The sequence below is a fragment of the Saccharopolyspora ipomoeae genome (genome assembly GCF_029952525.1).
GTDB classification, from domain to species: Bacteria; Actinomycetota; Actinomycetes; order Mycobacteriales; family Pseudonocardiaceae; genus Saccharopolyspora; species Saccharopolyspora ipomoeae.
The window spans coordinates 26,182-42,781 of sequence record NZ_JASAOF010000016.1; the positions used below are offsets into that span (position 1 = coordinate 26,182).

Annotated in this window: 14 protein-coding genes; 4 read left to right on the top strand and 10 right to left on the bottom strand. The window is 70.1% G+C overall.

The genetic code is table 11. The annotated features are described in order from the left end of the window. Positions 1-75: 75 nt before the first annotated feature. Entirely contained in the window at positions 76-2,061 is a 1,986-nt protein-coding gene (locus QFW96_RS21695; RefSeq protein ID WP_281457539.1) for a PhoX family protein, read from the top strand. A 142-nt stretch (positions 2,062-2,203) separates the two neighbouring features. Here the strand turns inward: QFW96_RS21695 and erm are convergent, their stop codons facing one another. Next, positions 2,204-2,938: a 23S ribosomal RNA methyltransferase Erm gene (gene erm, locus QFW96_RS21700; RefSeq protein ID WP_281457540.1), complete on the bottom strand. Its 735-nt coding sequence runs from the start codon at positions 2,936-2,938 to the stop codon at positions 2,204-2,206. 471 nt (positions 2,939-3,409) lie between these two features. Here erm and QFW96_RS21705 point away from each other — a divergent pair, with 471 nt between their 5' ends. Continuing rightward, entirely contained in the window at positions 3,410-5,467 is a 2,058-nt protein-coding gene (locus QFW96_RS21705) for a PhoX family protein (protein WP_281457541.1), read from the top strand. Positions 5,468-5,699: 232 nt separating this feature from the next. Here QFW96_RS21705 and QFW96_RS21710 read toward each other — a convergent pair whose 3' ends face one another. Continuing rightward, the gene (locus tag QFW96_RS21710; RefSeq protein WP_281457624.1) at positions 5,700-7,019 is read right to left on the bottom strand and encodes an MFS transporter; all 1,320 of its coding nucleotides are present in this window, start codon (positions 7,017-7,019) and stop codon (positions 5,700-5,702) included. Positions 7,020-7,150: 131 nt separating this feature from the next. Here QFW96_RS21710 and QFW96_RS21715 point away from each other — a divergent pair, with 131 nt between their 5' ends. Then, complete coding sequence (locus QFW96_RS21715) at positions 7,151-7,843, top strand: SDR family oxidoreductase (protein ID WP_281457542.1); 693 nt, start codon at positions 7,151-7,153, stop codon at positions 7,841-7,843. Positions 7,844-7,945: 102 nt separating this feature from the next. Here QFW96_RS21715 and QFW96_RS21720 read toward each other — a convergent pair whose 3' ends face one another. The 5 genes from QFW96_RS21720 to QFW96_RS21740 form a co-directional block, all read right to left on the bottom strand. Next, positions 7,946-9,277, bottom strand: coding sequence for an amidohydrolase family protein (locus QFW96_RS21720; protein ID WP_281457543.1), 1,332 nt, complete (start codon positions 9,275-9,277; stop codon positions 7,946-7,948). A gap of 253 nt (positions 9,278-9,530) precedes the next feature. Then, complete coding sequence (locus QFW96_RS21725) at positions 9,531-9,689, bottom strand: hypothetical protein (protein ID WP_281457544.1); 159 nt, start codon at positions 9,687-9,689, stop codon at positions 9,531-9,533. Between the two features lie 11 nt (positions 9,690-9,700). Beyond that, a complete protein-coding gene (locus QFW96_RS21730) occupies positions 9,701-10,909 on the bottom strand; it encodes a nitric oxide synthase oxygenase (protein ID WP_281457545.1) in 1,209 nt (402 codons plus the stop codon). 228 nt (positions 10,910-11,137) lie between these two features. Next, on the bottom strand, positions 11,138-11,782 hold the full coding sequence (trmB, locus tag QFW96_RS21735) for a tRNA (guanosine(46)-N7)-methyltransferase TrmB (protein WP_281457625.1): 645 nt from the start codon (positions 11,780-11,782) through the stop codon (positions 11,138-11,140). A gap of 328 nt (positions 11,783-12,110) precedes the next feature. Then, positions 12,111-12,686: a hypothetical protein gene (locus QFW96_RS21740; RefSeq protein ID WP_281457546.1), complete on the bottom strand. Its 576-nt coding sequence runs from the start codon at positions 12,684-12,686 to the stop codon at positions 12,111-12,113. A 232-nt stretch (positions 12,687-12,918) separates the two neighbouring features. Here QFW96_RS21740 and QFW96_RS21745 point away from each other — a divergent pair, with 232 nt between their 5' ends. Continuing rightward, on the top strand, positions 12,919-13,383 hold the full coding sequence (locus QFW96_RS21745) for a universal stress protein (RefSeq protein WP_281457547.1): 465 nt from the start codon (positions 12,919-12,921) through the stop codon (positions 13,381-13,383). A 535-nt stretch (positions 13,384-13,918) separates the two neighbouring features. Here QFW96_RS21745 and QFW96_RS21750 read toward each other — a convergent pair. The 3 genes from QFW96_RS21750 to QFW96_RS21760 form a co-directional block, all read right to left on the bottom strand. Next, positions 13,919-14,644 carry a hypothetical protein gene (locus QFW96_RS21750; protein WP_281457548.1) on the bottom strand — a complete coding sequence of 242 codons (726 nt, stop codon included), beginning with the start codon at positions 14,642-14,644 and terminating at the stop codon, positions 13,919-13,921. Continuing rightward, positions 14,641-15,585: an ABC transporter ATP-binding protein gene (locus tag QFW96_RS21755; protein ID WP_281457549.1), complete on the bottom strand. Its 945-nt coding sequence runs from the start codon at positions 15,583-15,585 to the stop codon at positions 14,641-14,643. Before QFW96_RS21755 ends, QFW96_RS21750 begins: the two co-directional genes overlap by 4 nt. Positions 15,586-15,748: 163 nt before the next feature. Then, a complete protein-coding gene (locus QFW96_RS21760) occupies positions 15,749-16,546 on the bottom strand; it encodes an HAD family hydrolase (protein ID WP_281457550.1) in 798 nt (265 codons plus the stop codon). Positions 16,547-16,600: the final 54 nt, after the last annotated feature.

The window sequence follows — 16,600 nt, forward strand, 5'->3', positions numbered from 1 at the left end:
CGATCCGCGCGCCCTTTCGCCGTTCGCCCAATGTTCGCCAAACGCTTGCGCCGCGTTCGCGGTCGCCTACGCTCCATGCCGTTCTCGAACAGCTTGGAGGTCCCGGTGGCTCCCGAACGTCGACTCCTGCCGCTGCTCAACGGCGGACGCGCCCGCGTCACCTGCCGCTACCGCTGCGGCGACCAGTGCTCCCAACACCCGCCGAACACCTCGGACAACCCCACCTTCGGGCAAGCGCTGAACCAGGTCCTGAGCCGCCGCGGCCTGCTCAAGGCCGGGGCGGTGGCCTCGGCCGCGCTCGCCGTCCCCGCGCTCGCGTCCCGCGAGGCCGCCGCCGCGACCGGACTGGACTTCGTGCCGATCCGGCCGAACACCGAGGACGCGGTGGTGATCCCGGAGGGCTTCCAGCAGCAGGTCGTCATCCGCTGGGGCGACCCGATCCTGCCCGGCGCACCGGAGTTCGACTTCGACGCGCAGACCCCGGAGGCCCAGGAAGGCCAGTTCGGCTACAACAACGACTTCTGCGCGCTGCTGCCGCTGCCCGACGGGCGCCGGCTGATGATCAACAACCACGAGTACGTCACCGAGGAGTTCGTCTTCCGCGGCTACGACGCCGACAACCCCACCGAGCAGCAGGCCCGGATCTCCTGGGCCGCGCACGGGCTCTCGGTCGTGGTGCTGGACGACAAGAAGCCGGTGCTCGACCCGCTGAACCGGCGGATCACCCTCACCACCCCGTTCGAGCTGCGCGGACCCGCCGCGGGAAGCGAGTTCCTGAAGACCCCCGCTGACCCGACGGGCACGCGCTCGCTGGGCACCATGAACAACTGCTCGGGCGGCGTGACGCCGTGGGGCACGATCCTGTCCGGCGAGGAGAACTTCCACCAGTACTTCGCCCACGCCGACTCCGTCACCGACCCGACGACGCGGGAACGCCTCGCGCGCTACGGCGTGGAGGGAGCCGAGACCGACCGCAAGTGGGAGCGCTTCGACTCGCGCTGGGACCTCTCCCAGCAGGTCAACGAGCCAAACCGGTTCGGCTGGATCGTGGAGGTCGACCCGCACGACCCGTCCTCCACGCCGGTCAAGCACACCGCTCTCGGCCGGTTCAAGCACGAGGGCGCCAACATCCGCGTCCTCGACGACGGCCGCGTCGCCGCCTACCTGGGCGATGACGAGAAGTTCGAGTACCTGTACCGGTTCGTCTCCGACGGCGCGGTGAAACCCGGCGGCAGCGGCCTCGCGCGCAGGCACAACATGGCGCTGCTGGATTCCGGCACGCTCTACGTCGCCAAGCTCACCGGCGACAGCCCCGGGGAGATCGACGGGTCCGGGACGCTGCCCTCCGACGGCGAGTTCGACGGCGCGGGCGAGTGGATCCCGTTGGCGCACAACGACACCAGCTTCGTCGAGGGCATGAGCGCCGAGGAGGTCTACGTCTTCACGCGGCTGGCCGCCGACAAGGCGGGCGCCACCAAGATGGACCGGCCCGAGGACGTCCAGCCGCACCCGACGACCGGGCGGGTCTACGCCGCGCTGACCAACAACTCCGACCGCGGCACCGACGGCGAGGCCCCGGCCGACGAGCCGAACCCGCGCAACACCAACAAGCACGGCCAGGTCCTGGAGCTCGACGACGACCCGGCGGGCGTCCGGTTCGCCTGGCGGCTGCTGCTGGTCTGCGGCGATCCGGCCGACCCGTCGACCTACTTCGCCGGGTACGACAAGTCGCAGGTCAGCCCGATCACCTGCCCGGACAACGTCGCCTTCGACAGCCGCGGCAACCTGTGGATCACCACCGATTCCAGCGGCGAGCTCGGTTTCAACGACGGCCTCTACGCCGTCCCGCTGGAAGGCCCGGAACGCGGCCACGTCAAGGCATTCCTCAGCGTCCCCCGGGGCGCGGAAGCCTGCGGCCCGGTCATCGAGGACGACCTCGTCCTCGTCTCGGCCCAGCACCCCGGCGAGGTGGACGGCGCCAACGCCGACAACCCCGCCAGCCACTGGCCGGACGGAGGCACCACGCAACCCCGCCCCTCGGTGGTCGCCGTCTGGCGCTGAGGCGGGGGTCTGAGATGGGGGACTGAGATAGGTGCGCCGAGGTAGGGGGCGGTTTTAGCCATAACTGTCCATGATCGACGCCCCTTTTGTCCGGACTGTTATGGCTAAAACCGTCCCCTGCCCGCGCTCCAGCCCCGGCGGATCAGCTCCTGAGCCTCCGGTAGAGGCGCACCCAGGACCGGGGCGGCAGATCCTTCGGGAGCGGCGGCAAGCCGTGCGCGCGAAGGCCGGTCGCATTGCGGATCATCTCCGCGAGCGACCGGCCTCTCGCCTGGTAGACGGCCTCGACGAAGGACTGGTAGTCGGAACGGCACTCCTCCGGGAGCAGTCGGCGCCTGGTGATGCGGAGGATTCCGCCGTCGCAGGCCGGGATCGGGCGGAAGTGGCGGGCCGGGACCTCACCCACCAGCCGGAAGTCGAACCACGGGGACCACTGCGCGTTGAGCTGACTTCCTCCCCTCGCCCGCTTCCTGGCCACCTCGTGCTGGACCAGCAGGACCGCTTCGGTCCAGTCGGGGAGGCCGAGCAGGCGGCGGGTCGTGGCCGTGGTGATGCCGAACGGCAGGTTGCCGACCACCGCGTGCGGTCGCGTCGGGAACCGGAATTCCCGCATGTCGCAGCGGTGGAGGCGCACTTGCGGGAATTCGGCGGCCAGGCGGTCGGCCCAGCGCGGGTCGAGTTCGACCGCGATCACCGGGCGCCCGAGCTCGACGAGCTCCCGGGTGAGGGCGCCGCGGCCCGCCCCGAGTTCGACGACCGGGTTCGGCGACGGCGTCAGCGCACGCGCGATGCGCCCAGCCGCGGACGGGTTGATCAGGAAGTTCTGGCCGAGTTCGCGGCGCGCTCGATCGCGCGCCGACCTGCGGCGAGAGGACATGGGGACTGCTCCTGCACTCGCGAACCGGATGGGGAACCGGGTCTCGCGCGCGCAGGCAGGCAGCGAATCACCGCAGCATCAACCGCGCGTCGGGCGACGAGACCCGGACGCGAACGGCGACGCGATTCGACGAGCCGCGCCGCCTAGGCGGAACGCAGCCGGATGAAGAAAGCAGCAGAACAAAGCCCCATGTCGACAAACCTACAAGCCCCCACCCCACCCCCGAAACCGATTTTTCCACCCCTCCCGACTCGCCCGGGGTCGAAAACCGCGGTTTTCGACCGACGAATGTTGCGGTTCTTGACCTGGGGAGGGTGTGGCGAGGCGTCGGCGGGTGACCGGTGGGGTGGCGGGCGCTGGTTTTGGCGACTCTGCGTTGCTTGTTCGGTTCTTGTTCACCCGGATGTACCGGGGAGATCGCCCGATCTGTCTAGCGTTCGAGTGTTCCGAACGAATCTCCTGGAGGTCCGCTTGTCTTCCCGACAGGACAGCGGGCGGGTCATCCCGCTCCCCCTCGCGTCCCACCACAGCGCGAGCCGATCCTCGATCACCTGCAAGTACCGCTGCGGCAACGCATGCCAGCACGAGGCGCCGAACACCTCCGGCAACGCCTACTTCGGTGACATCGTCGAGTCCGTGCTCAGCCGCCGCGGCGCGCTCAAGGCCACCGGCGCGCTCGCGCTCACGGTCGGCGGGGCGTCCCTGCTCACCGGCACCGCGGCCGCCGCACCCCGGCCCGCCGCGACCGGCGGCGCGGTGCCCGGCACCGACTTCGCGCCCGTCGCGCCGAACACCGAGGACGCCGTGGTCACCGCCGACGGCTACCGGCAAGGCGTCGTGATCCGCTGGGGAGACCCGGTCGTCGAGGGCGCGCCCGAGTTCGACTTCGCGAACCAGAGCGCCGCCGCCCAGGAGAAGCAGTTCGGCTACAACAACGACTTCGCCGAGCTCATCGCCCTGGACCGGACCGGATCCCAGAGCCTGCTGGTGTGCAACCACGAGTACACCACCGAGGAGCACATGTTCCTCGGCTACGACGAGAACAACCCCACCGAGGAGCAGGCCAAGATCGCCTGGGCCGCGCACGGCCTCTCGGTGGTGCTCGTCGAGCGCCAGGACGACGGCGGCCTCAAGCCGGCGCCGAGCCGCTACAACCGGCGCATCACCCTCAACACCCCGTTCGAGCTGCGCGGACCGGCCGCGGGCAGCGACCTGCTCAAGACCTCGGTCGACCCGACCGGCACGAAGGTCTTCGGCACCCAGAACAACTGCTCCGGCAGCCTCACGCCGTGGGGCACGATCCTGTCCGGCGAGGAGAACTTCAACCAGTACTTCGCCAACGCCGACACGGTCACCGACCCGGCCGCCAAGGAGCGCCTCGACCGCTACGGCTTCGAAGGCACCGCCAGCACCCGCAAGTGGGAGCGGTTCGACAAGCGCTGGGACATCGCGCAGGAACCCAACGAGGTCAACCGGTTCGGCTGGATCGTCGAGATCGACCCGAACGACCCGACCTCCACGCCGGTCAAGCACACCGCGCTCGGCCGCTTCAAGCACGAGGGCGCCGCCGTCCAGATCGCCGACGACGGCCGCGTCGTGGCCTACACCGGTGACGACGAGCGCTTCGACTACATCTACAAGTTCGTCTCCCGCGGCAAGGTCAAGCAGGGCACCAGCGCCCTGGCCCGCAGGCACAACATGAGCCTGCTCGACGACGGCACGCTCTACGTCGCCAAGTTCACCGGCAACAGCCCGGCCGGCGAGATCGACGGCACCGGGACGCTGCCCTCCGACGGCAAGTTCGACGGCATCGGCGAGTGGATCGCGCTGGCCAGCGGCACCGAGTCCTTCGTCCCCGGCTTCACCGCCGAGGAGGTCTACGTCTTCACGCGCCTGGCCGCCGACAAGGCCGGTGCCACCAAGATGGACCGGCCGGAGGACATCCAGCCGAACCCGGTCAACGGCAAGGTCTACTGCGCGCTGACCAACAACAGCAACCGCGGCAGCGAGGGCAACGCCGCTCCGGACGAGGCCAACCCGCGCGTCGGCAACAAGCACGGCCACGTGCTGGAGCTCGACGACGACACCACCGGCACCCGCTTCGGCTGGAACCTGCTGCTGGTGTGCGGCGACCCGAACGACGCGGGCACCTACTTCGGCGGCTTCGACAAGGCGCAGGTCAGCCCGATCTCGTGCCCGGACAACGTGGCCTTCGACCGCCACGGCAACCTGTGGATCTCCACCGACGGCAACGCGCTGGACTCCAACGACGGCCTGTTCGCGGTGCCGGTCGACGGTCCCGAGCGCGGTTTCGTCAAGCAGTTCCTGACGGTGCCCAAGGGCGCCGAGACCTGCGGTCCCGTGGTGCGCGACAAGGTCGTGACCGTCGCGGTCCAGCACCCCGGCGAGATCGACGGGCACAACGCGGGCAACCCGGCATCGCACTGGCCCGACGGCGGCACCTCCCAGCCGCGCCCGTCGGTCGTGGCGATCTGGCGCGAGGACGGCGGTGAGATCGGCCGCGGCTGATCTCACCTTGCGAGCGCGGGGGTCTCCGGCGGAAGCCGGGGGCCCTCGTTGCGTTCCGGGCCCACCACCCCCGCCCCGAGGCAGTTGACGGAATACGGCCGTAATCCGTCACCGGATTACGGCCGTATTCCGTCAACTGAACCCCGCGTCAGGAGCTGGTCACCTCCGTCGACCCGATTTCAAGGGAAGTCGGGGACCGAAGTTCCATTGAAATCGGGTCGTCCCGGCGGGATCAGGGTTCGGGGGTGGGGTTGGGTTCTGAGGTGGGGTTCTGCTTGGGGGCCGATTTCAGGGCGATGACCGTGAAGGCGGCGGCGATCATGACGATGCCGACGACCCAGAGCCCGGAGCGCTGGGAGCCGGTGACGTCGGCCAGCGCGCCCGTGACGTAGGGGGCGGCGAAGCCGCTGATGTTGCCCAGCGAGTTGATCAGCGCGATGCCGCCGGCCGCCGCGGCACCGGCGAGGAAGTTGCTGGGCAGCGCCCAGAACGTCGGCAGGGCGGCGCAGACGCCGACCGCGCAGATCGTCACCGCGACCATCGCCAGGTACGGGTTGCCCAGGTACAGCGCGACGGGGATCGCGACGCCGCCGAGCAGCATCGGCAGCGCCACGTGCCAGACCCGCTCGCGGGTGCGGTCGCCGTGCGCCGCCCAGATCACCATCGCGATCGCGCCGATCACGTACGGAACCGCCGTGACCAGACCCGCTTCCATCGTGGACAGGTCCGTGCCGTACTGCTGCTCGAAGCCCTTGATGATCGTCGGCAGGAAGAAGCCCAGCGCGTAGAGGCCGTAGGCGATGCCGAAGTAGACGAACGCCAGCGCCAGGATCCGCGGGTGCGTGAGGGCCTTGCGCAGCGGCCACGCGTGGGCGGCCTCGGTCTCGGCGCGCTCGGCCTCCAGCTGCCCGGACAGCCACTCCCGCTCCTCGGCCTTGAGCCACTTGGCCTGCTCAGGCCGGTCGGTGAGGAAGAACCAGGTGGCCACGGCCAGCAGCATCGCCGGGACGCCCTCGACCAGGAACATGAACCGCCAGCCGGACAGGCCGAAGACGCCGTGACCGCTGGAGATCAGCGCGCTGGACACGGTCGCGCCGATGGCGCTGGAGACCGGGACGGCCGCCATGAACAGCGCCACGGCCTTGGCCCGCTGCACCGCGGGGAACCAGTACGTGAGGTACAGGATGATGCCCGGGAAGAACCCGGCCTCGGCGACGCCCAGCAGGAACCGCAGCACCACCAGGGCCGTCGCGTTCGGCACGAAGGCCATCACGGTCGCGACGATCCCCCAGGTGATCATGATCCGGGCGAGCCACTTGCGGGCGCCGAAGCGGTGCAGAGCGAGGTTGCTCGGCACCTCCAGCACCAGGTAGCCGAGGAAGAAGATCCCGGAGGCGAATCCGAAGACCGTTGCGGTCATGCCCAGTTCGTCGTTCATCCCGTTCGGCCCGGCGAACCCGATGTTCACCCGGTCCAGGTAGTTGACGAAGTACAGCAGGCACAGGAAGGGCATCAGCCGGATCGCGACCTTGCGCAGGACCCGGTTCTGCATCTCTGCAGAGGCGACGTTGACGCTGCTCACCCGAAGGGCATACGCGCCGCTCGGCCACCGGGTCAAGGGAGGACCGGTGGATGGGACGGCCGGTCGCTCGGGTGAATTGCACCACCTGTAGCGTTACAGACATGCCAGAACGCCCGATTGCCCTGGTCACCGGCGCCTCACGAGGCATCGGGGCCGCGGTCGCGCGTGAGCTGTCCCACACTCATGACCTGTTGTTGGGCGGCCGCGACACCGACGCCATCCAGACCCTGATCGACGAACTGCCCGGCGCCGCCCGCGAGTGGCCGGTGGAACTCACCGACCACGCCGCGCTGGCCGACGCCGCGACCGACATCGAGCGAGTCGACGTCCTGGTGCACTGCGCCGGACTCGTCGAGCTCGGCCAGATCGCCGACGCCACCGGCGATTCGTGGCGGCGCACCTTCGAGGTGAACCTCTTCGCCGTCACCGAGCTCACCCGCCTGCTGCTGCCGCAGCTGCGCGCCGCCCAGGGCCACGTCGTCCTGGTCAACTCCGGCGCGGGCCTCAGCGCCAAGCCGAACTGGGGCGCCTACGCGGCGAGCAAGTTCGCGCTGCGAGCCTTCGCCGACGTGCTGCGCGCCGAGGAGGCCACCAACAGCGTGCGCGTGACCTCGGTGTTCCCCGGTCGCACCGCGACCGACATGCAGCGCTCGGTCCGCGAGCAGGAGGGCGGTGCCTTCGAGGCCGACCGCTACCTGCGTCCCGAGTCGGTGGCGAAGCCGATCATCTCGGCCGTGAACGCCACCGAGGACTCGCACCTCACCGAGATCATCGTTCGCCCCGCCGCGGCCTGATCCCTGCGGGCGACGCCTGGCGGGGGCAGTTCTTCCTCGAATCGTCCCGACGTTTCGGACATCGATCACGGGTGATTCGAGGAGGAACCCTCCCCTGCCGCGTCAGCCGCGCACGTGCTGCGCCGCCGTCCGAGCCGCGGCCTGCACGGTGCGGCGGTCGACGCGGGTGGGCTCGCGGTCGTTGAGGACTTCCTCGCCCGCCACCCAGACGTCCCGCACGCTGCGCGAACCCGCCGCCCACACGACGTTGGACAGCACCTGCTCGTCGGGCGCGTCCAAACCCGTCGCGAACGCGGGGTTGTCGACGTCGAGGTGCACGATGTCGGCCCAGCGGCCCGGTTCCAGCGCACCGATGTCGTCGCGGTGCAGCGCCTCGGCCCCGCCGCGGGTGGCGGCCAGCAGCGCGGCCCGCGCGCTCAGCGCCGTCGCGTCGCCGGTGACCGTGCGCGCCAGCAGGCCCGCGAGCTGCACCTCCTCCCACAGGTCCAGGTCGTCGTTGCTGGACGGGCCGTCGGTGCCCAGGCCGACCGGGATACCGGCGCGCAGCAGCTCGACGAGCCGCGCGGTGCCGGAGGCGAGCTTGGCGTTGGAACCGGGGCAGTGCGCGACCCCGACGCCGCGACGCGCGAGCAGCTCGATGTCGTCGTCGCCGAGGTGCACGCCGTGCGCTGCGATGACACGACCTTCGAGCACGCCCAGCTTGTCCAGCAGCGCCGGCACCGAGCCGTACTCCTCGCGCTGCACCGCGTCCTCGGCGAGCGTCTCGGCGACGTGGGTGTGCACCAGCGCGCCGCGCTGCTGGGCGGATTCTCCGATGGTCTGCAGGGCTTCCGGCGGCAGCAGGTAGGCCGAGTGCGGGCCGTAGGCGAGCTCGATGCGCTCACCCGGCCCGAAGCGCAGGCCGTCGGCGTCGATCCAGCGGTCGATGCCCTCGACCGCGCCGCGCCAGCCGCCCAGCGCCTCCAGCGCGGGGGTGTCGATCACTGCTGTGGCCAGAACCGCGCGGGAACCGACCGCCAGCGTCGCCTCGACCATCGACTCGGTGATGAAGTACATCTCGGCGCTGGTCGTCACGCCCGCCCGCAGCATCTCGACGCAGCCCAGCTCCATGCCGGCGCGGACGTCGGAGGGCCGCAGCCGCGCCTCGGCCGGGAAGATCACCTCGTTGAGCCAGCGCAGCAGCGGCAGGTCCGCGCCCATGCCGCGCAGCAGGGTCATCGGGCTGTGGGCGTGCGCGTTGATCAGGCCGGGCAGCAGGATGCCGCCGCATTCGCGGACGGTGACGTCGTTGGAGCGCTCCGGCGCGCCCTGCCGGGGTCCGCAGTAGGTGATGCGGCCGGTGTCGTCGACGTCGACCACCGCGTCCCGGATGACCGAGCAGGTCGGGTCGCAGGGCAGTGCCATCGGTGCGTGCAGGCGGAGTGCGGTCGGCATGACCGCATTCTGCCGCACCCCGTTCCGGCCCCGGACGTTCCCGCGATTGGCCGAAAGACCGAGGTGCGCTGGCCGATCGGCTGATCTGCGGGCCCGGTTTTCCTGGCCCGGCGGCCGATACCGGTTTCCGCCCCGGTGCCCGACTCTGGAGTCAGGCCGCGGGAGCGACCCGCCCCCTTAGGGGCAGGTCCCCGATGCGCCGACCGAATGATCAGGGAAAACATCCCCGGCTGGCCGATCCGCGAGCACCCGCTCAACCGCCACGCTGGGGAGGAGGAACCGAGTCGGGGAGGTTCACCATGTTCGAGACCACGATGACCGCGATCGCCGCCGCCATCGCCATGATCGCCCTGCTGCTGATGGCGTTGAGCTCGGTGCTGCCGGATCTGCTGGAGGGCGGTCGGGACCGCAAGCGCCGCGGGATCAGTCCTGGGGCAGGTCCGTGCCCAGACACCGGCGGCTCATCCGGGCCAGAACGTCGTAGCGGGGCCGAATTCGCTCTTCTGGAGCCGAGGCCTGCGGCGGTGGTTCCTGCACCCGGCGGACGGTTACCCGCTCCGCCGGCTCTGGTGGATCGTCCGCTCCGCTCCTGGCTCGCCGGGCCGCGTTCCTGCTCACCGTGAAGGCGGGCTCGGATCCGCTGGTGCGCGGGCCCGAGCGCAGCCATTCCAGCCGGTGCAGCGCTTCGCTGTGGTGGTCGGTGATGGTGACGCGGGCGGCGTCGAAGGAGTGCAGCACGGCCCGGTTGATCTCGACGACGGCGCGGTCCCGCCACAGGCTGCGCTCGGTGGAGGTGTCCATGCCCAACCGCTCGGCGACCTGCCGGGTCAGCCCGTAGGCCTGGTCGTCGGCCAGGCCGCGGGTGCCGATCTCGGTGCCCACGAACCAGGTGTTGAACGGCGCGGCGGGGTAGCGGATGCCGCCGATGTCGAGGTGCATGTTGCTGATCAGCGGGACGCTGTGCCAGCGCAGGCCGAGCTCCTCGAACCAGCGGTAGTCGGGGTGCTCCAGCGGCACTTCCTGCACGACGTCGCGGGGCACGGGGACGAGCTTGACGCCCTCGTGCTCGGTCTCCACGACGAGCGGCAGGTGGTCGAAGCGGCCGCGCGGCGCCGGGGGTTTCCAGCCGAGCCGCTGCGCCTGCGCGGTGAATCCCTGGTAGCGGGCGTCGCCGAGGACACCGCCGTCGGCCAGGGTGTAGCCGGCGTAGCGGACGACCTGCTCGTTCCAGATCCGCGGGCCCGCCGACTCGGGGGCGTCGGGGGCGAAGACGGTGATCAGCGGCCGGATCCGGCCGGCGTTGGTGGCCAGCCGCAGGTGTTCGAAGCACTCGCTGGCGATGGCCGAGGCGTTGCGCAGGCCGCGCAGGTCGCGGACCTCGACCCGGTTCCACGGCAGGCCGCCGGTGCACCAGCCGCTGTCGCGCAGCGCGACGCGGGCTCCGTGGGTGAGCTCGGCGGTGGTGTGCCGGTAGGTGCCGGTTTCGGCGATGCTGCGCCGCACCTCGGCGAGCCGGTCGCGGAGCGATCCGGCTTCGGGGTGCGCGGAGTGGAAGGAGCGCAGGAAGTCCTCGGCTGCGGTCACCGTCGGGTTCGTCGGGCTCGGGCTGAGTTCTTCGCGAATGGCCGTCACGCCGCGAGAACCTAACTTCCGGAACCACCGCCTGAGCAGCCCTCAGGCCATCACTTTCCGGTGATCTTGAGCAGCCACGATCAGGTGTTCCGCTGACCCGATGTAACTGACATCGACCCGATCACCGCAACCCTTGATCCGCCAAAAGAGTGAACTCCCAGCCCCCTCAAGTCGAATACCGCGGTTTTCGCGCGATGAAAACAGCGGTTTTCGACACGGGGAGGGGTGTCAGGGGCGTTCGTAGATGAGGTCGTGGATCTCTCGGCCCTCGTCGTGGGCGCGGTTCTCGAACTTGGTGATGGGGCGCCAGTCGGGGCGCGGGGCCCAGCCGCCGGGTTCGTCGGCGTAGCGGTTGCGCAGGCCCGGTTCCGCTTCGCAGACCTCGCGCATCTGCTCGGCGTAGTTCTCCCAGTCGGTGGCCAGGTGCAGGACACCGCCCGGGCGCAGCCGCGAGGTGATCAGCGCGACGGACTCGGGCTGGACCAGGCGGCGCTTGTGGTGCCGCTTCTTCGGCCACGGGTCCGGGAAGTAGATCCGCACCTCGTCCAGCGACTCCGGTTCGACGTGGTCGCGCAGCAGCACGATGGCGTCGCCGCGCAGCAGCCGGAGGTTGGAGACCTCCAGCTTCTCGGCGCGCAGCATCAGCTGGGCCAGACCGGGCTTGTAGACCTCGACCGCCAGGTAGTTGTCGTCCGGCTGCGCGGCGACGAGCTGCGCCGTCGTCTCGCCCATGCCCGAGCCGATCTCCAGCACCACGGGCGCGGAGCGGCCGAACCAGGACTCCACGTCCAGCGGCCCTTCCGGCAGCTCGGTGACGTCGGCGCCGAGCTCGGCCCAGTGGCGGTCCCAGGCCCGCTGCTGCCCGACGGTCATCCGCTCGCCCCGCTGGACGTAGCTGACGACGGTACGGCGGAACGGAACCTGCTGGTCAGAGGAATTCACGAGGACGAATTATCGCAAACCGGCAGCGCGTCCCCGTCACCGCGTGGAGGGTGCGCAGCGCTGACTGACGCGAGCCACGAAGTCGCGAGACGTCGACACCCCGCTCGCAGCTCGCACCGCCGCGGGTTCTGCGACGTCGTCCGGCGAGTGCGCCGCGGCGCCGTGCATCGGCGTGCATCAGGAGTGGCGCACGGGGTCCGGACGGCGCGTCGGTTCCGCTACCCGCACCGCCGAGCAAGACGACCGCTGATCTTGAAAGTCACCAGGCCTCGACCTGCGGGAGCAGGGAGAGCAGCTTGCCCGTGCTGGTCGGCACCGGCAGGGACTCGGTCTCGCCGTAGGCGGGGACGGCGTTGAGCCAGCCGTCGTGGTCGTCGGTGAGGACGATCGTGGTGGGCATCCGGACGTCGCCGCGGTCGGACGGGGCGTACTCCCAGTACCCGGCCTCGCTGGTGCCGACCCAGGGCACGAAGACCCAGCCGGGGCGCGACGAGAGGATCGCGTGCACCTCGTCCTCGATCTTGAACGCCTCGGCGCGCGAGGCGATGTCGCCGCGGTCCAGCGCGCGCAGCCACCAGGGCGCGGGCAGCCGACGCGCAGCGCCGTTGAGCTTGCGGAAGAGCTCCAGGACCTGGCGCTCGGAGGCGGTGTGGATCCAGCTGCGGCGAAGCGACGCGGGTGTCGCGGCTTCGGTGGCAGGCGGGTGCGCCTCGGTCGCCAGCGACCACTCGAGTCGCGGAACCGGCTCCAGCTGGACGTCGTTGCCGTCGTGCTTGGCGCGGACACCCCCGCTTCGGGGAAGAACGATCAGAGCACTCTCTTGTGAAGAAAGCATGTGGCCCACTCCTCTGGTGTGGAGAAAGACGCGAGCCGAACTACTCGCCCACGGCCAGCGCATGCCCCCAAGCGACGCTGGTTGCGGGACACCTCTACTTATGCCTTACCACAGCCAAACCGACGAATGAGACAACCGTGTAAAATGTGATCGCAATCACACGGGAGACTCGTTCGGTTGACCTAGTCCAGGTCAGGTCGACAAGGGGAGTCGTGGCGGTTGGAGTAGAGGCGTGCCGGATCAGACGTTCCAACGCGTGGAGATCAACGGCGGAGTGGTCGTCGGCGTCGACGCCTCCGCCTCGTCCTTGCGAGCCCTGGCGGTCGCGGCCGAGGAGGCCGCCCGCCGCAACGCGGTCCTGCACGTGGTCCGCGCCTGGAGCATGCGCACGGCCCCGCGTCCTCCGGACTGCCCGCCGAACGCGGTCCCGAGCATGGACGCCTTCCAGCAGGAGGTGGAGCGCGAGACCGAGAAGCTGGTGCAGGACAGGCTCGGCGACACCGGGGTCACCACGGAGATCCACGCGGTCCACTCGCCGAGCCCGCAAGCTCTCCTGGCCGCCTCCAGAGGAGCGGACCTCCTCGTGGTCGGCCACCGGGGCAGAGGGGGATTCGCAGGCCTCATGCTCGGCTCAGTAGCAGAACAATGCGTAAGGCACGCAGCCTGCCCGGTACTGGTAGTAAGACCCTCCGTCTAACCAGAACAACCGTCAGACAAGCGCCGAAGGCGCTTTCTCTTTCCCCACCTCAGACGCTGGCACCGCCGCGGGTTCTGAGCGCCTTCGTGGCGAGTACGCCGTGACGCCGTGTATCGGCATACATCAGGAGCGGCGCACGGAGTCCACGGAGGCGCTCAGGTTCCGCTACTCGCACCGCCAAGCAAAAAGACCACAGAGCGGTTCCATCAAGAAAAGAAAAGCACAGGGCCCGGGCCATCCCCCGAATGACAGCCCGGGCCCTCCCCCGTCCCGACCGCCGGCGCCCCCGAGCGCTGCTGCAGTCGGTCGTCTTTGGTTGTGCTTCAGCGTTCTCGAGTCACGGTGTGATCGTCCGCTGACTCACCGCGTCCGATGTGACCCGGTGCGATCGGCTTCCGCTCGATCTTGCAGCCGATCCTATCGGTCGGCGTGACCAGACTCTCGGCCGGGCTCGGTAACGTTGCGCGTTCCCGGGCCCAGCTGGGGATTCCCGGCTTTGATCAAGGGCTTTCGGCTCCATGATCAAATCCGCTGGTCAGGCATCACGCCGGTGGGTCACGACGAGTCCGATCACCCAGACACCCACCGTGACGGCTCCGAAGTACGCGAGTGACGCCCAGGGGCCGAGGGGCATGTTCGCGGACAGGGGGCCTTCGCCGCTGAGGAAGTTGTCGGCCATCACGAAGGGCATCCACCGCTGGGCCTCGGTGCCGATCTCGGGGATGAGCGCGACGAGGTTCTCGACGAGCAGCGACCACAGCAGCAGCACGGTGACGGCGCCCGCGGTCTGGCGCAGGAGCATGCCGACGCCGACTGCGAGGATCGCGGAGAACGCGAAAACCGGCCCGACACCGGCGACCTGCCGCCACTGGTCGGCGGTGGTGAGCGCGAGGTCGGAGCTGGGCAGCAGCACCTTGGCGACGCCCCAGGAGCCGAACGCGCAGATCTCGCCGATGATCAGCGCGAGGACGGCGACGACGGCGGTCTTGGCGAGCAGCACGGCGGTGCGGTTGGGCACGGCCACGAAGGTCGCCCGGATGGTGCCGAAGCGGTATTCGGTGGTGATCGCCAGCGCGGCGAGCACCAGGGTCACCATGAGTCCGAACTGGTGCCCGAACTGCGTTGTGCTGAGCGCGATCCCGTCGGAGTAGGCGGCGATGAGCGCGGTGAACCCGATGGGCAGGGCGAGCGCGAGGACCATGCACCACCAGGGGGCGCGGGTGGAGAAGAGCTTCATCCGCTCGACGGCGAGCAGGGTCATCGGGCCACCCCCTGGGCGGTCAGCTCGGGCGACTCGCCGAGCGCGGTCTGGTATTCGACGGCGTCGCTGGTCATCTGCATGAAGGCGTCTTCCAGCGAGCCGCGCTGCGCGGTGAGCTCGTGCAGCACGATGCGGTGCTGCGCGGCGATCTCGCCGACCCGCTCGGTGGTGACGCCGTCGAGGACGAGCCGGTCGTCGGCGGCGGTGCGGACGGTGATCTGCTCGTCGGCGAGGAGTCGTTGCAGCTGCGGGGCTTCGGGGGTGCGCACGAGCACGGAGCTGCTGCCCGCGCTGTCGACGAACTCGGCGGTGCTGCACTGGGCGATGAGCTTGCCGCGGCCGACGACGACGAGTTCTTCTGCGGTGAGCGACATCTCGCTCAGCAGGTGGCTGGAGACGAAGACGGTCCGGCCTTCGGCGGCGAGGCCCTGCATGAACCGGCGGATCCAGTGGATGCCTTCGGGGTCGAGGCCGTTGACGGGTTCGTCGAAGAGCAGGACTTCGGGGTCGCCGAGCAGCGCGGTGGCGATGCCGAGGCGCTGCGACATGCCGAGCGAGAACCCGCCGGCCTTGCGCCGGGCGACGTCGGTGAGCCCGACCTGGTCGAGGACCTCGTCGACGCGCTGCATGCCGATGCCGTTGGAGCGCGCGATCCACCGCAGGTGCGCGCGGGCGGTGCGGTTGGGGTGCACCCACTTGGCGTCGAGGAGGGCGCCGACGGTGCGCAGCGGGTTCTTGAGCTCCTGGTAGCGCTTGCCGTTGATGCGCACGTCGCCCGCGGTGGGGTTGTCGAGCCCGAGCACCATGCGCATGGTGGTGGACTTGCCCGCGCCGTTGGGGCCGAGGAATCCGGTGACGTGACCGGGTTTGACGGTGAAGGACAGGTCGTCCACCGCCACCTTCTGGCCGTAGCGCTTGGTGAGGCCTCTCGCCTCGATCATGATCACTCCTGTTGCTGGGACGCGGAGCAGTGCCGGTAGTAGTGAACCGGCCCCGAGGATGACGCACCTCAGGGTTGTCCCGGATCGCCACCCCGGTCCTTCAACGACGCTCCACAGTGGACTTCGGGTTGACCGGGAACATCCCGGGTGAGCGGGGGACGTTTCAGGTGAACAGTCGGTTCAGCTCGACCGCGAGCCCGTCGTCGGCGACGGTGCCGATGGTGGCGTCGGCGGCGGCGCGCAGGTCGAGCGGCGCCTGCCCCATCGCCACGCCGCGGGCCGCCCAGCTCAGCATCTCGAAGTCGTTGGTGCCGTCGCCTGCGGCGAAGGTGCGATCCGGGGCGATGCCGAGTTCGGTGCGCAGCTTCTCCAGCGCAGCCCCCTTGGACAGGCCCTCGGGGACGACGGTGACCCAGGGCTCGTAGGTGTCGACGGTGATGGCGCACTGCGGCAGCCGGACATCGGCGAGGGTGGTGGCGAGCTCGGCCGGGTCGCGGCCGGTCCACTCGGCGATGAGCCGGGGCACGGGTGCGGCGGTGAGCTCGTCGAGCGGCGTGAGCCGCTGCGGCCCGTGCAGCTTCTCGGGGTCGAACGGTGCGGAGACGAGGTTGCCGACGCCGACGTCCTCGGCGGCGTAGATGCTGCCGGGCAGGTGCTCGCGGAGGGTCCGCAGCACCGGGGTGGCGTCGAAGGACGCGACGGACACGGGTTCGCGCCGCGCCACGTCGACCAGCACAGCACCGTTGGAGCACAACGCGAATCCGCTGGTCAGACCCAGTTCGTCGAGCACGGGCACGGTCCCGAGGAAGGTCCGCCCGGTCGCCACGACCAGCTGCGCACCGCCCTCGGCCGCGCGCCGCACGGCGTCCTTCACCGCTGCGGAGATCGTGTCGGTCTCCGGATCCAGCAGGGTCCCGTCGATGTCCAGGGCGACCAGTTCGGGCTTGAAGTCAGCGCTCACCCGTGCAGGCTATCCGCGCGTCGAAAACCGCGGTTTTCATCGCGCGAATGCAGC

Bases quoted from the DNA above. Each gene is read 5' to 3' on its own strand.
- QFW96_RS21695 (WP_281457539.1), top strand. From the start codon at position 76: ATGCCGTTCTCGAACAGCTTGGAGGTCCCGGTGGCTCCCGAACGTCGA.
- erm (WP_281457540.1), bottom strand. From the start codon at position 2,938: ATGTCCTCTCGCCGCAGGTCGGCGCGCGATCGAGCGCGCCGCGAACTC.
- QFW96_RS21710 (WP_281457624.1), bottom strand. From the start codon at position 7,019: ATGCAGAACCGGGTCCTGCGCAAGGTCGCGATCCGGCTGATGCCCTTC.
- QFW96_RS21715 (WP_281457542.1), top strand. From the start codon at position 7,151: ATGCCAGAACGCCCGATTGCCCTGGTCACCGGCGCCTCACGAGGCATC.
- QFW96_RS21720 (WP_281457543.1), bottom strand. From the start codon at position 9,277: ATGCCGACCGCACTCCGCCTGCACGCACCGATGGCACTGCCCTGCGAC.
- trmB (WP_281457625.1), bottom strand. From the start codon at position 11,782: ATGACCGTCGGGCAGCAGCGGGCCTGGGACCGCCACTGGGCCGAGCTC.
- QFW96_RS21740 (WP_281457546.1), bottom strand. From the start codon at position 12,686: ATGCTTTCTTCACAAGAGAGTGCTCTGATCGTTCTTCCCCGAAGCGGG.
- QFW96_RS21750 (WP_281457548.1), bottom strand. From the start codon at position 14,644: ATGACCCTGCTCGCCGTCGAGCGGATGAAGCTCTTCTCCACCCGCGCC.
- QFW96_RS21755 (WP_281457549.1), bottom strand. From the start codon at position 15,585: ATGATCGAGGCGAGAGGCCTCACCAAGCGCTACGGCCAGAAGGTGGCG.